Annotated in this window: 16 protein-coding genes; 12 read left to right on the forward strand and 4 right to left on the reverse strand. The window is 40.1% G+C overall.

Annotated features, from left to right (window positions below):
* Positions 1 to 8 precede the first annotated feature (8 nt).
* The 4 genes from EQG61_RS02885 to EQG61_RS02900 form a co-directional block, all read right to left on the reverse strand.
* Entirely contained in the window at positions 9 to 1,424 is a 1,416-nt protein-coding gene (locus EQG61_RS02885; protein WP_129460383.1) for a sensor histidine kinase, read from the reverse strand.
* 80 nt (positions 1,425 to 1,504) lie between these two features.
* Positions 1,505 to 2,050 carry a CopD family protein gene (locus EQG61_RS02890; protein WP_129460384.1) on the reverse strand — a complete coding sequence of 182 codons (546 nt, stop codon included), beginning with the start codon at positions 2,048 to 2,050 and terminating at the stop codon, positions 1,505 to 1,507.
* 45 nt (positions 2,051 to 2,095) lie between these two features.
* A complete protein-coding gene (gene hemH, locus EQG61_RS02895; protein WP_129460385.1) occupies positions 2,096 to 3,109 on the reverse strand; it encodes a ferrochelatase in 1,014 nt (337 codons plus the stop codon).
* A 59-nt stretch (positions 3,110 to 3,168) separates the two neighbouring features.
* A complete protein-coding gene (locus tag EQG61_RS02900) occupies positions 3,169 to 4,041 on the reverse strand; it encodes a helix-turn-helix domain-containing protein (protein ID WP_129460386.1) in 873 nt (290 codons plus the stop codon).
* Between the two features lie 231 nt (positions 4,042 to 4,272).
* Here EQG61_RS02900 and hemA point away from each other — a divergent pair, with 231 nt between their 5' ends.
* From hemA to EQG61_RS02960, 12 genes are all read left to right on the forward strand, one after another.
* Entirely contained in the window at positions 4,273 to 5,529 is a 1,257-nt protein-coding gene (hemA, locus tag EQG61_RS02905; RefSeq protein WP_129460387.1) for a glutamyl-tRNA reductase, read from the forward strand.
* Position 5,530: 1 nt separating this feature from the next.
* Complete coding sequence (gene hemC / locus EQG61_RS02910; RefSeq protein ID WP_129460388.1) at positions 5,531 to 6,454, forward strand: hydroxymethylbilane synthase; 924 nt, start codon at positions 5,531 to 5,533, stop codon at positions 6,452 to 6,454.
* A 26-nt stretch (positions 6,455 to 6,480) separates the two neighbouring features.
* Positions 6,481 to 7,137, forward strand: a complete 657-nt coding sequence (locus EQG61_RS02915; protein WP_129460389.1) for a uroporphyrinogen-III synthase — start codon at positions 6,481 to 6,483, stop codon at positions 7,135 to 7,137.
* Positions 7,138 to 7,163: 26 nt separating this feature from the next.
* Positions 7,164 to 8,186: a uroporphyrinogen decarboxylase gene (gene hemE / locus EQG61_RS02920; protein WP_129460390.1), complete on the forward strand. Its 1,023-nt coding sequence runs from the start codon at positions 7,164 to 7,166 to the stop codon at positions 8,184 to 8,186.
* 135 nt (positions 8,187 to 8,321) lie between these two features.
* Positions 8,322 to 8,771: a hypothetical protein gene (locus EQG61_RS02925; protein ID WP_129460391.1), complete on the forward strand. Its 450-nt coding sequence runs from the start codon at positions 8,322 to 8,324 to the stop codon at positions 8,769 to 8,771.
* The gene (gene hemF, locus EQG61_RS02930; RefSeq protein ID WP_129460392.1) at positions 8,771 to 9,673 is read left to right on the forward strand and encodes an oxygen-dependent coproporphyrinogen oxidase; all 903 of its coding nucleotides are present in this window, start codon (positions 8,771 to 8,773) and stop codon (positions 9,671 to 9,673) included. The genes EQG61_RS02925 and hemF overlap by 1 nt, the downstream gene beginning before the upstream one ends.
* Positions 9,670 to 10,089, forward strand: a complete 420-nt coding sequence (locus tag EQG61_RS02935) for a hypothetical protein (protein WP_129460393.1) — start codon at positions 9,670 to 9,672, stop codon at positions 10,087 to 10,089. Before hemF ends, EQG61_RS02935 begins: the two co-directional genes overlap by 4 nt.
* A gap of 11 nt (positions 10,090 to 10,100) precedes the next feature.
* Positions 10,101 to 11,099, forward strand: a complete 999-nt coding sequence (gene hemB, locus EQG61_RS02940; RefSeq protein WP_129460394.1) for a porphobilinogen synthase — start codon at positions 10,101 to 10,103, stop codon at positions 11,097 to 11,099.
* Between the two features lie 66 nt (positions 11,100 to 11,165).
* Positions 11,166 to 11,591: a c-type cytochrome gene (locus tag EQG61_RS02945; RefSeq protein ID WP_129460395.1), complete on the forward strand. Its 426-nt coding sequence runs from the start codon at positions 11,166 to 11,168 to the stop codon at positions 11,589 to 11,591.
* Positions 11,592 to 11,669: 78 nt separating this feature from the next.
* Complete coding sequence (locus EQG61_RS02950) at positions 11,670 to 12,149, forward strand: methylated-DNA--[protein]-cysteine S-methyltransferase (RefSeq protein ID WP_129460396.1); 480 nt, start codon at positions 11,670 to 11,672, stop codon at positions 12,147 to 12,149.
* A gap of 10 nt (positions 12,150 to 12,159) precedes the next feature.
* Positions 12,160 to 12,534 (forward strand): hypothetical protein, encoded by a 375-nt coding sequence (locus EQG61_RS02955; RefSeq protein WP_129460397.1) that lies wholly within the window; start codon positions 12,160 to 12,162, stop codon positions 12,532 to 12,534.
* A 61-nt stretch (positions 12,535 to 12,595) separates the two neighbouring features.
* Entirely contained in the window at positions 12,596 to 13,309 is a 714-nt protein-coding gene (locus EQG61_RS02960; protein ID WP_129460398.1) for a 3'-5' exonuclease, read from the forward strand.
* The last annotated feature ends 16 nt before the right edge of the window (positions 13,310 to 13,325 follow it).

Genomic DNA, 13,325 nt, shown 5'->3' on the forward strand with positions numbered 1-13,325 from the left:
GTAGTGTTTTAGTGGTTTGTGAAAGGTAAGGTCACTTTGAATGTTGTCCCTTTTCCATATTCGGATTCAAAAGTAATCGTTCCTTTATAATTTTCAATAATATTTTTGATAATCCCGAGTCCGAGACCCATACCACTTGTTTTCGTAGTAAATTTGGGTTCGAAAATATGTTCCTGGTTGTCGGGTTCAATTCCGATACCGTTGTCCTTTACCAAAATGGTCACGCCTTCTTCATCGCGTTGAACGCTAACTTCAATGGATTTTTCTTCTTGTTCTTCAGGCAAGGCTTGTATCGCATTTTTCACCAAATTGGTAATGATACGAATCAATTGCGTGCGGTCCATTACCGTGATAATTTCCGCCTCAGCACTCGTAAACGTAATGTATTCTTCGTTAAAAATATCCAACGAGAATTCGACCACTTCCACCACATTCAAGGTTTCATTTTGCTGTGCCGGCATCGAGGCAAAGTTCGAAAACGCCGAAGCCACCGCTGTCATCGTGTCGATTTGTTGAATGATGGTTTTGGTATAATCGTTGAGTTTCTGTCGTAAATTCGGGTCGTTTTCATCAAATTTTCGTTGGAAGCTTTGTACAGTAAGTCGCATCGGCGTCAACGGATTTTTAATCTCGTGGGCCACTTGTTTCGCCATTTCGCGCCAAGCTTGTTCCCGTTCGGATTGGGCCAACATCGAGGCACTTTCTTCCAACTTGTCCACCATCGCATTATAGGCCTTAATCAACGAATTGATTTCACGACTATTGTCCTCAATCATGATTTTCTCATTCTTTTGGTTCAAACTGGTTTCGTTGATTTTGTCCGAAATCGTTTTGAGCGATTGGGTAATATAAGAAGATAAAAAATAGGCCAAAGCAAAAGCAATCAACAGCATGAAAAAGTAAACCTGTCCCAAGCGTACCAAGAAATCCTGGATTTCATTTTCATAAATACTATCATCTTCCACATAGGGTAAATTCAAAATCCCAAGCGGTTTGAATCGGTCGTCTTTGATTTGGGTAAAGGAAGAACGAATCTTGAGTCCGTCCACATTTTTAATATCCACATACCTTTTTTCAATGGATGATTGGACTAATTTTAAAATGTATTGCGGAATAGGCGGAGAAATACTGTCCACGGCAAACGAAGCTTTGGACGATTTCAACAAATTCCCTTTCAAACTATAAATATTGATTTCAACACTATGAATGTCGGAGAGTTCGTGAATTTTATCCTTGAAAATTAAGGGCAAATTTTTCTCCGTTAGGGGATAAGTTGTGTTCGCTAAAATGTAGTTAATATGCTCCCGAACCGCATCTTCCTTGCGTTCCAAGCGTTCTTGATGGAAATTGCGCGCCTCACTTTTGAACTGAAACAACGAAATCGACGCCATCAAAATCGATGCAATTAATATCAATACAATCATCGATAGGAAAATCCGTATTCGAAGGGAAAGCATGGATATTTTGAAGTTGGAAAGCACTGAGTTGAGTTAGGAATTATGAATTAAGAATTATTTTTCTTTCTAATATTCTTGTAAAATTTAAAGCCGAGCATAATGAGTATTGAGAATCCAATTATCCCCACAACACCGTAAATCCAGTCAATGGCATTTTTTAGAATGACCAAAAAGACGACAGCAAATAAGATGATTGTGGCGCCTTCGTTCCATAAGCGCATGAAGTTGGAACTGTATCGGGTGTCGTCGTTTTGCAATTGCTTGTAGATTTGGTGGCATTTGAAATGATAAGCAAACAAGAGTACCACAAATCCCAATTTCACTTGCATCCACGGCATGTAAATCCAACCCGGATTTAAATGCAATAAGGTTAATGCAAATAATGTTGCCAACACCGCACTGGGCCACGTGATGATATACCATAATCGGTAGGTCATAATTTTGTATTGTGCTCCCAGAATTTCCTTTTCAGGCGAAGGTTTGGATTGCGCTTCAATTTGATACACAAACAACCGAACAATATAAAAGAGTCCGGCAAACCAGGTGATCACAAAGATCAAGTGCAAGGCTTTGATGTTGTTGTAGAGATCCATGGATACGTTTTAGGTTAAAGTTTCAGGTTGTAAAACGGACCTTTATTATTTACTCCAATCATTGACCCAATTGGCCACCACTTGACACCATTCGTCTTCATCGTTTAAACAAGGCACGGCAAAAAATGCTTCCCCGCCATTTTCGATAAACTCTTCGTTGGCACGCATCGCAATTTCTTCCAATGTTTCCAAACAATCCGAAACGAAAGCAGGGGTTACAACCGCTAATTTCTTGATACCTTTGGCCGGCATTTTGTTGATTTCTACATCGGTATACGGCGTTAACCATTTGTCACCTGCTAAACGCGATTGGAAGGTCTGACTGTATTTCCCTTCAGGGATTCCCAACAATTCCACGACTTGACGTGTCGTTTCATAACATTGGTGACGGTAGCAAAACTCATGCGCTGGAGAGGCCGTGACACAACATTTGTTGTCTATTGTACAATGCGATTTGGTAACATCCGTTTTGCGAATGTGACGTTTCGGAATGCCGTGGTAGGAAAACAATAAATGATCGTATTCAAAACCTTCCAAATGTTTTTTAATCGAATGGGCTAACACTTGGATGAAATCAGGTTTGTTGTAAAAGGCAGGCACTTTCGTAATCGACATTTCTGGAAAATGCTTTTGTTGCAATTCATCCGCCAATGCCCAAATAGTGGTAGTGGAAGCCATAGCATACTGAGGATACAACGCCAATAACATCACATCGGTTACGCCTTTATCTTTCAACTCTTGCAATCCTTTTTGTATGGTCATGGTGCCATAACGCATGGCTAAAGCCACGGGAACATCTACAAGTTTTTCGACCTTATTGTGCATTTTTTTTGAAATCACAATAAGGGGCGAACCTTCATCCGTCCAAATCTGACTGTAGGCCTCGGCTGATTTTTTAGGACGCGTTTGCAAAATTATTCCGCGTACCAACAAAGCGCGTAATAAATAAGGAACGTCAATAACGTATTTATCCATTAAAAACTCATCCAAATACGGCTTAACATCTTTTGGGGTCGGACTTTCAGGTGAACCGAGGTTGACTAATAATACTCCTTTCATTTTGGGCAATTTATTTTTTATCTATAATTTCTTTAAAATTCCTTTTTTGTCAATCCAACTTAGGTGTTGACTTGTAAATTCATTAAATATTTTTTGGGCGTGGTGCCAAATTTTTTCTTGAAGGCTGCTATAAAATGACTTCCTGTGCTGTAACCCACTTTGAGTCCTACTTCATTCACATTATACGAGCCGCTGTCCAACAGTTTTCGGGCATAATCCATTTTATAATCAAACAAAAACCCATACACGGTATCGCCGTAAATTTGTTTGAAACCCATTTTTAATTTTTTCAAATTCAAACCCACTTGATCGGCCAATTCTTGTAATCCCGGCGGTTCGGCCATGTTGGCAATTACGATTTCTTTAGCCTTACGGATTTTTAATACATTTTCCTCATCAATCAAAAACGGACATTGTTCCGCATTGGGATCTTCAGAGCGGTTAAAGTACAAACTCAACAACTCATAGCCTTTACCTTTATAATAGAGATTTTTGATAGAGGGATTGAGGTTATAATGAAACAACTGACTCAGGACAATCGCCATGGACGGACTGATGTTGTTTTCTTTATAATATTTCTTGTCGATATTCTCTTCACTCAAAAACGGAATGTTCTCCGTATCCGAAGAAAATAATTTGTGGAGTTTTTTAATGGAAATTAAAATCGAAATCAACCAGGTGTTTGGAGCCACTTCCAATTGAATCGGCAGCTCTTTTTGCGGATTATAAAACAATAATGATTTCTCTTCTTTTAATTCTAAAGCATAATTTCCATCGTTGAAAACGAATTTGGCTTTTCCTTTTAAGCCAAAATGAAACTGAATCAGCCCTTGCGGAACCGCACGTTTCACGGGAAAATTTTCTGTTCCGTCGTTTTGAAACCGAATCAGTAAGAAATCTTCCTCAATTTTTATTTCTTCAAAAGAACCCATAGCGATATTTTTTCGTATATGTCTTCCGACGGAAGTTGATTTTGTTATTTAGAATGAATCTACATAAGTTAATCGTCAAGCCCCGTCATTGGTACAAATTTAAAATAAATAACGGAAAAAGTTCGTTTTACAATATAAATAACGCACAGCGACATAAAAAGTCCTTTGAGCGTTATTTTTTAAAAATGTATTGAACGTAACTTTGTTCTACTTTTAGGAAAGAGCCCCTTCATGGAAAACGGAATCAAGATCAAACACAATTCCTTTTATGCAATTGGAATGAGTTACAAGAAAGCAGACGCTGAAACGCGCGGTCGTTTTAGTTTGGATGCCGTTGCGCAAGCAAAATTGTTGCAACAAGCTCAAGAAGAAAACATTGAGTCGTTAATTGTGACGTCTACCTGTAACCGTACCGAGATTTACGGTTTTGCCCAACATCCTTTTCAATTGATTAAATTGTTGTGCGAAAACAGTCGCGGTACCGTGGAAGATTTCCAAAAAGTAGCCTATGTATACAAAGGATCTGAAGCAATCAACCACATGTTCCGTGTGGGGACTGGTTTGGATAGTCAGATTTTAGGCGACTTCGAAATTATCAGTCAGTTGAAAACGGCATTTGCGCAAAGCAAAGAAGAACAATTGGTCAATACGTTTCTTGAGCGATTAATCAATTCGGTGATTCAAGCCAGCAAAAAAATCAAAAACGAAACCGAAATTTCTACCGGCGCTACTTCCGTTTCTTTTGCGGCAGTGCAATACATTTTCAAAAACGTAGAGGCTATTTCAAATAAGAATATCTTGCTTTTTGGAACGGGTAAAATCGGTCGTAATACCTGTGAAAATTTGGTCAAACACACCAAACACAGTCACATCACTTTAATTAACCGCACCAAAGACAAAGCCGAACGCTTAGCGCGTAAACTAAATGTCATCGTAAAAGATTACGCCGATTTACAATTGGAAATACAAAATGCTGATGTATTGGTCGTGGCAACAGGAGCGCAAAATCCGACCGTCGACAAAGCGATTTTGAATTTGAAAAAACCGTTGACCATTTTGGATTTGTCCATTCCCAAAAATGTACATGAAAATGTGATGGAAATTCCTGGCGTTACCTTAGTGCACATGGATCAATTATCGCAAATCACCGACGAGACATTGGAAAATCGCAAGCAACACATTCCGGCTGCTGAAGCGATTATTGAAGAAGTTAAAGAAGAATTTATTGCTTGGACCAAGCAGCGTAAATTTGCTCCAACTATTCATGCCTTGAAAGCGAAATTGAATTCCATCAAGGAAGGCGAATTGAACGTGCAACGCAAAAAAATGTCCAATTTCGACGAAGAACAAGCGGAAATCATTACCGCTCGCATCATACAAAAAATCACCAACCATTTTGCCAATCACCTTAAAGATGAAAACACCCCCGTCGATGAAAGTATCGAATGGATAGAAAAAGTGTTCCAATTGGCATCCTCTGAAAAATAAGATGAGTAAAACCATACGCATCGGAACCCGCGACAGCGAACTCGCCCTTTGGCAAGCCAAAACGGTAGAAAAACAGCTGAACGATCTGGGTTACCGCACCGAAATTATTGCCGTGAAATCCCAAGGTGACTTGGTACTGGACAAACCCTTGTACGAACTTGGGATCACCGGAATTTTTACCAAAACCTTAGACATCGCCATGATCAAAGGCGAAGTGGATATCGCTGTGCATTCCATGAAAGATGTTCCAACGGCTTTACCGCAAGGTATTGTTCAAGCGGCCGTTTTACCTCGTGCCAATGTATTAGACATCTTGGTGCATAAAGGTTCGACGGAATTCCTTGAAACTTCCGCGACCATTGCAACGGGAAGTTTACGCCGTCAAGCGCAATGGCTCAACCGTTATCCCCAACATACTGTGGTGGATCTACGCGGAAATGTCAACACCCGAATGCAAAAATTAAACGATAACGATTGGAGTGGTGCCGTATTTGCCGCCGCTGGTTTGGAGCGTATCAACTTGAAACCGCAAACGTATCTTAATTTGGATTGGATGATACCCGCACCAGCACAAGGAGCAATGGTTGTAGTTGCTATGGAAAATGATCATCATGCCCTTGAAGCTTTAGCCCAACTCAATGATATAGAAACCGAAGTGTGTACTGCCATCGAACGTCAATTTTTACGTACGCTTGAAGGAGGTTGTACCGCACCCATCGGCGCTATAGCAAAATATGATGAAGCCCAAGATGAAATTCAATTCCACGGCGTTTTGTTATCCATCGATGGAAAAGAAAAATTGGAAATTCAACGCAATTTTCCAATCAATGAATGGAAAAAATTAGGGTTTCATTGTGCCAAAGAAATCCTTGACAACGGCGGTGCTGCCTTAATGGAACGCATCAAAGCCCAATTGAAAAAGTAAGTTAAGTTCCAACGTTCTTAGAAAAAATGATTTCCCTACTGTCCACAAAATCCCTGACTGAAACCCAACGCCAACTACTGGCGGAAGCAGGTCTGTCGGTGGTGGAACAGGAGTTTATTCGTGTACAGTTGTTACCCGTTCCACCATTCGAATGGCAACACAATCTGTTATTCACGAGTCAGCAAGCGGTAAAAAGCGTGGTGGCCCAAAAGTCCATTGCCCATCCCGAAAACCATACTGTTTTTTGTGTGGGTGAAAAAACAAAAGCAGCCCTTGAAACAGCAGGTTTTATCGTGAAAGCCTCTTTTGAATCGGCTGAAACGATGGCTCATTTTCTCATCAATTCCGATGAGGATCACTTCGATTTCTTTTGCGGAAACCGTCGATTGGATACACTGCCCACACGTTTAATCCAAAAAGGGAAAAACTTGCGTGAAATTGTGGTGTATTCCACCGAAAATCAAGCCCAAAAAATAGAAACACCTATCGATGGCGTACTCTTTTTTAGTCCGTCGGGTGTGGAGAGTTTCTTGGAAAAAAATACACTCGAAACACAACCTTGTTTTTGCATTGGCTCCACAACAGCTGCCGCATTACACGGGATCACTCAAAATATTTACATAGCGCCAACTCCCACCGTGGAGGCCACGCTACAACTCAGTATAGACTATTTTAAACGCTGAATTACTATTCGGCTAAACGATAAATTATGATTAAAAACGACCTTTTTTTACGTGCTTTAAATAACGAAAAAGTAGAACGTCCGCCCGTGTGGATGATGCGTCAAGCCGGACGCTATTTGCCTGAATTCCGTGCACTTCGCGATAAATATGATTTTTTCACCCGTTGCGAAACACCTGAATTAGCAGCCGAAATTACGGTACAACCGATTCGTATTGTACAGCCCGATGCCGCTATTTTGTTTTCGGATATCTTGGTTGTGCCACGCGCTATGGGTATTCACGTCGAACTCAAAGACAATTTGGGGCCGATTATCCCGAATCCTATCCGCACGATGGAGCAAGTAGACCAAGTTTTTGTGCCTAATATTCAGGAAACTCTAGGCTACGTGATGGATGCCGTGAAATTGACCAAAGAAATGTTGAACGATGAGGTGCCTTTAATCGGTTTTGCCGGTTCGCCCTGGACAATTTTCTGCTATGCCGTAGAAGGAAAAGGTTCGAAAAGTTTCGATACCGCCAAAGGATTTTGTTTCTCCAATCCCGTGGCCGCACACACTTTATTACAAAAAATCACTGACACTACCATTTTATACTTAAAAGAAAAAGTAAAAGCAGGCGTGAATGCGGTACAAATTTTTGATTCTTGGGGCGGCATGTTGTCTCCAGCCGATTATCAAGAGTTTTCATGGAAATACATCAACCAAATCGTCGAGGCGTTGGCCGAAGAAACCAAAGTTATCGTATTCGGAAAAGGTTGCTGGTTTGCCCTAGGCGAGATGGCCAAATCCAAAGCTTCGGCGTTAGGAGTAGATTGGACGTGTTCGGCGCGAAATGCCCGTTATTTAACCGGTGGGAACATTACCCTACAAGGAAATTTCGATCCCAGTCGCTTGTTGTCGCCTATTCCGACCATCAAAAAAATGGTCCACGAAATGATTGATGAGTTTGGCAAAGACAATTACATCGTGAATCTTGGCCACGGCATTCTACCCAATATTCCGGTTGATCATGCCAAAGCCTTTATTGAAGCGGTGAAAGAATATAAATAGGGCGTGACCCTACGGGTCGGGCTATCCGCGGTGCACGGCACCTAGCTCCTATCCCTCACGCAAATCCGTTAAATCATCAAGTAATTGCTTCTTTTCAAAACGCTATTTAGTTGAAAAGAAAGAATATAATTGAAAATGAAGTTGAGGTCTTTTTTGCTCACTTTTAGTCTAGTTTTAGTAATGGTTTCTTGCAAAACCTACACCATTCCTGTGCAAAGTTTTAAAGAACAAATGCAAGGAATTACTGCAGATTCCATGAAAAAAGTGAACGTTCGAATGCCATTACCTTTACCAGGAAGCAGCACAAAAACGACCTATTTTTCAAATCAAATTCAAACAATTCGCGTAGTCAATAAAAAGGGAGAAGCAGTTAATCTTGCCAATTCACCAGCTATTGAAATGCGTGTAACCTTAAGAAATAACAAAAGATACCATTTCTATTTTGATACAGTAATTTTACAAAACGATACGTTGATGGGTGGCAGATCCCGGTTTGCTTCAAGCTTGATTCGTAAAATTCCAATGGACAGTATTGTGAAAATAGAAGTTCAAGATGGCGGTAAAAAAATAGAATATACCCAATAATGAAAGAACAATTTCTATCCTACATCCATAATCTTCAAGATCAGATTTGTTCGGGTCTCGAAGCCATTGACGGTGCTGCCAAATTTCGAGAAGATCTTTGGGACCGACCCGAAGGTGGCGGCGGTCGAACACGCGTAATCGAGAACGGTCAGGTTTTTGAAAAAGGCGGCGTGAATATTTCGGCGGTTCATGGCAAATTACCCGATTCCATGCAACAACTGTTCAAGGTAGGTGAAGCCGATTTCTTTGCCTGTGGCTTGAGTTTGGTTATTCACCCTAAAAATCCAATGGTGCCAACGGTACATGCCAACTGGCGCTATTTTGAAATGTATGATGCCCAAGGAGAAGTCATGCAGAGTTGGTTCGGCGGCGGACAAGATTTAACACCTTATTATTTGTTTGATGAAGATGCGATTCATTTTCATCAAACGTGTAAAACCGCCTGTGATGCGCACGATCCTTCATTTTATCCCAAATACAAAAAACAATGTGATGCCTATTTTTGGAATACACATCGCAAAGAAGCCCGTGGCGTCGGCGGCTTGTTTTTTGATTATTTAAAAGCTGACGAACAGCATACCATGAACGATTGGTATGATTTTGTTACCGAAGTCGGGAACAGTTTCTTGCAAGCGTATGTTCCTATCGTTGAACGTAGAAAAGACTTGTCCTATTCAGAGGCACAACGCACATGGCAGGAAATTCGCCGCGGCCGTTATGTCGAATTCAATTTGGTGCACGATAAAGGCACGTTGTTCGGACTCAAAACCAACGGGCGGATTGAATCCATATTAATGAGTTTACCTCCCCATGTTCAGTGGGTGTATGATCATCATCCTGATCCCAATTCGGATGAAGAAAAGTTAATTAGAGTTCTAGAAAACCCTGTTGAATGGTTATGAAGTTGAATAGAATTACTTTTTTACTAATTGCACCATTGTTTTTTTGCTGTGGAAAGACCTCTGAAAATAAATCCGTGAAGGTTCCTGAAAAGTCAAATTTGTCAGATTCGACATTAGTTCAAAACTCCACTGAAAGGTGGTATACGAAGCTTATTGAAAATTATATAGCTCATTCAAGAAAGCAACTCATCGTCGATGATAGAAAAATGGGTAAAATAGATTGGATTTTAGATGATATTCAATTAACCGACTCTACAAATTATTACATTTTCAACATAGGACATCGAGAAACAGATGAAGGAAATACAAATCCAAGGTTTACTAGCGATGCTTGGATTTATATTGACAGCTTAAGTCATAAAGTTTATGAATATGACCTTCCAAATGATCAATTGGTTCTTTGGAAAAACAACTAAAAAGAAAAATTATGTTTCCATTACAAAGAGGTAGAAGATTACGTGTTAACGAGAGCATTCGCTCCTTAGTTCGCGAAACGACATTAAGTCCGGCCGACTTTATGTTCCCCATGTTTATTGCCGAAGGAGAAAACTACCGTTCGGAAATTCCCTCCATGCCGGGTATTTTTCGCCGATCGTTAGATTTAACCGTAGAAGAAGTCAAAGAATTATTTGCTTTAGGAATTCGTGCCGTAAATATCTATGTAAAAGTTGATGAAAGCTTGAAAGATAATACCGGAAAAGAAGCATGGAACCCGGAAGGATTGATGCAACGCGCTATTCGTGCCATAAAAGCGGCTTGTCCAGAAATGATTGTCATGCCCGATGTGGCTTTGGATCCGTATTCGATTTATGGTCATGATGGAATTATCAAAAACGGAGATATTGCCAACGACGAAACCAACGAAGCTTTGGTGAAAATGGCCGTTTCACATGCCGAAGCGGGCGCCGATTTTGTGGCCCCCAGCGATATGATGGACGGTCGGGTATTGCGTCTTCGACAAGGGTTGGATGCTGCTGGTTTTCATCATGTGGGCATTATGAGTTATTCTGCCAAATACGCTTCAGCGTTTTACGGACCTTTCCGAGATGCCTTGGATAGCGCTCCTAAAGAAGCCGATGTAGTAGTTCCCAAAGACAAAAAAACCTACCAAATGGATTATGCCAATCGCATTGAAGCCGTCAAAGAAGCCCTTTGGGATGTAGAAGAAGGCGCGGATATGGTGATGGTCAAACCCGGAATTGCCTACTTGGATATCGTGCGTGAAGTCAAAAATGCAGTGAATGTTCCTGTGACAGTTTTTCACGTTTCTGGGGAATATGCCATGATAAAAGCGGCTGCCGAACGCGGCTGGTTGGATCACGACAAGATTATGATGGAGCAATTGATGTGTATCAAAAGGGCAGGAGCGAGTTTGATTTCGACCTATTTTGCCAAAGAAGCTGCTATTCTATTGAATCAGCGATAGTCCTGATAAATATCATAGCGAATCAATAAATTACAAGATACCTTTACGTATCAAATAAGAAAAATCATGAAGAAACTAGGAATAGGGTTGGGTGTGTTGGCCTTCGGATTTATATTCGTAGCATGTGGCGGTGATCAAAAGAAAACCGACAATTACGGCAATGAAGTCAATGAAGAGACAACAGTAAAAGAAACTTCAACAAATGCCGATTTTCCGTTAGCCGAACAAGGAAAAGAATTGTTTGAAGGTGTGGGAACTTGTGCGACCTGCCATAAACCCGATACCAAAGTGGTTGGGCCAAGTTTACTGGACATTGCCCAAGCTTATAAGGAAAATAAAGCGAGTATCGCTAGTTTTTTAAATGAAGAATCCAAGCCCATTGTAGACCCAACACAATACACCGTAATGAAAGCTAATTTTGCCATAACCAAAAACATGAAACCCGAGGAGCGTCAAGCCCTGGAGCAGTATATCATGAGTCAGGCAAAATAATCACCAACTAACTAACTGGAAAAGCTCAAGATGCAATTATCTTGGGCTTTTTTTGTTTTTTATCCGTACCTTGTTCACATGTTAACTTTAGCAACTGTTACCGTTCGGACACCTTTAGGTTTAGCTCAAATTTCTGGAAATGAATTGGGCATTCAATCGGTAAGGATAATAGACGAAGGTGAAGTGAGTACCGAAATCCCAGTAGTTTTAAAGGATGCCGTGCAACAACTTTTGGAGTATTTTGAAGGGAATCGCACCGAGTTTCAATTGAAATTGAATCCAAATGGCACAGAATTTCAGCAAAAAGTTTGGAATGCTTTACTTCAAATTCCCTTTGGCAAAACTATCTCTTACCAACAATTAACGTTGCAGTTGGGCGATCCCAAAGCGATTCGTGCAGTTGCTTCGGCCAACGGTAAAAACCCACTTTGGATTATTGTACCTTGTCATCGCGTCATTGGATCGGATGGGTCGTTAACGGGTTATGCCGGTGGTTTACATCGCAAACAATGGTTGTTGGATCATGAACAACCGAATAAACAACAAGTTTTATTTTAATAATTTTTATATGAAAAAAGCAACCGTAGTTATCGCATTTTTATTGGTTTCAATGATCAATTTTGCTCAAGAAACCAACACCTTAATTGGCAAATGGACTTTCAAAGAGCCTTATGAAGTGGAAAAATTTGAAGCGGATGAATTGAAAATGGTCAATGAGATGTTTAAAAATTTATCATTGGAGATTACTGCCAAAGAAATTACGATTTCCTTATTTGGTAAGTCAGAAAAATCAGAATATACTATTCCTAAGGACAAACCCAATGTGATTCAATTAACTTCTAAAACAGGCCAATCGGTTGAAGTTGAAATCCTTAAAAAGGAAGAAAAACAAATTGTAGTTAAAATTGGTAGAGCAGGGCCATTCGTTTTAGTGAAAGCGTAACAGTTTTATAATTGGCTTAATTTTAGTACATTAGTGCTTTATAAACGCCAAATATTTTAGTATGTTAGACAAAATTAAATTAGAACACATTCTGTTTCTCGATATCGAGACCGTTCCCCAAGAAGAATTCTTTAACCAGATGGATCCCGAAATGCAAACGCTTTGGGAACAAAAAACGCAATACCAGCGAAGGGATGAATTTTCACCTGAAGAGTTTTATGATCGGGCAGGCATTTGGGCCGAGTTTGGCAAAATTGTGTGTATCTCTGTCGGGTATTTTCAAATCAAAGGTGACATTCGCAATTTTCGAGTGACTTCTTTTTTTGGGGAAGAAAAACAATTGCTTAAAGATTTCAATAATCTTTTAAACAATCATTTTAGCGGCCCGCAATATGTATTGTGTGGGCATAATATCAAGGAATTTGATATTCCTTTTATTGCACGAAGAATGATTATTAATGGGGTTTCCCTTTCTGGTAAACTGAATTTATTTGGAAAAAAACCCTGGGAAATACCGCATTTGGACACCATGGAATTGTGGAAGTTTGGAGATTTTAAACATTTTACTTCCTTGAAATTATTGTCTAAAATTTTAGGCATTCCCACCTCCAAAGACGATATCGACGGAAGTCAGGTGGGTGAAGTTTTTTATAAAGAAAAAGACATCGATCGCATTGTCACCTATTGTGAAAAAGACGTCGTTGCTGTAGCCCAAGTGATGCTGCGATTTCGGAATGAAGAACTGTTGGTTCAAGACGAAATTTTACATGTATAAAAAAAGGATGTCAGTT

This window comes from Flavobacterium stagni, assembly GCF_004122105.1.
In the GTDB taxonomy this organism is placed as follows: domain Bacteria; phylum Bacteroidota; class Bacteroidia; order Flavobacteriales; family Flavobacteriaceae; genus Flavobacterium; species Flavobacterium stagni.

What these genes read in the sequence shown, in the direction of transcription:
- EQG61_RS02885 (WP_129460383.1), bottom strand. Translation starts at nt 1,424, where the DNA reads ATGATTGTATTGATATTAATTGCATCGATTTTGATGGCGTCGATTTCG.
- EQG61_RS02890 (WP_129460384.1), bottom strand. Translation starts at nt 2,050, where the DNA reads ATGGATCTCTACAACAACATCAAAGCCTTGCACTTGATCTTTGTGATC.
- hemH (WP_129460385.1), bottom strand. Translation starts at nt 3,109, where the DNA reads ATGAAAGGAGTATTATTAGTCAACCTCGGTTCACCTGAAAGTCCGACC.
- EQG61_RS02900 (WP_129460386.1), bottom strand. Translation starts at nt 4,041, where the DNA reads ATGGGTTCTTTTGAAGAAATAAAAATTGAGGAAGATTTCTTACTGATT.
- hemA (WP_129460387.1), top strand. Translation starts at nt 4,273, where the DNA reads ATGGAAAACGGAATCAAGATCAAACACAATTCCTTTTATGCAATTGGA.
- hemC (WP_129460388.1), top strand. Translation starts at nt 5,531, where the DNA reads ATGAGTAAAACCATACGCATCGGAACCCGCGACAGCGAACTCGCCCTT.
- EQG61_RS02915 (WP_129460389.1), top strand. Translation starts at nt 6,481, where the DNA reads ATGATTTCCCTACTGTCCACAAAATCCCTGACTGAAACCCAACGCCAA.
- hemE (WP_129460390.1), top strand. Translation starts at nt 7,164, where the DNA reads ATGATTAAAAACGACCTTTTTTTACGTGCTTTAAATAACGAAAAAGTA.
- EQG61_RS02925 (WP_129460391.1), top strand. Translation starts at nt 8,322, where the DNA reads ATGAAGTTGAGGTCTTTTTTGCTCACTTTTAGTCTAGTTTTAGTAATG.
- hemF (WP_129460392.1), top strand. Translation starts at nt 8,771, where the DNA reads ATGAAAGAACAATTTCTATCCTACATCCATAATCTTCAAGATCAGATT.
- EQG61_RS02935 (WP_129460393.1), top strand. Translation starts at nt 9,670, where the DNA reads ATGAAGTTGAATAGAATTACTTTTTTACTAATTGCACCATTGTTTTTT.
- hemB (WP_129460394.1), top strand. Translation starts at nt 10,101, where the DNA reads ATGTTTCCATTACAAAGAGGTAGAAGATTACGTGTTAACGAGAGCATT.
- EQG61_RS02945 (WP_129460395.1), top strand. Translation starts at nt 11,166, where the DNA reads ATGAAGAAACTAGGAATAGGGTTGGGTGTGTTGGCCTTCGGATTTATA.
- EQG61_RS02950 (WP_129460396.1), top strand. Translation starts at nt 11,670, where the DNA reads ATGTTAACTTTAGCAACTGTTACCGTTCGGACACCTTTAGGTTTAGCT.
- EQG61_RS02955 (WP_129460397.1), top strand. Translation starts at nt 12,160, where the DNA reads ATGAAAAAAGCAACCGTAGTTATCGCATTTTTATTGGTTTCAATGATC.
- EQG61_RS02960 (WP_129460398.1), top strand. Translation starts at nt 12,596, where the DNA reads ATGTTAGACAAAATTAAATTAGAACACATTCTGTTTCTCGATATCGAG.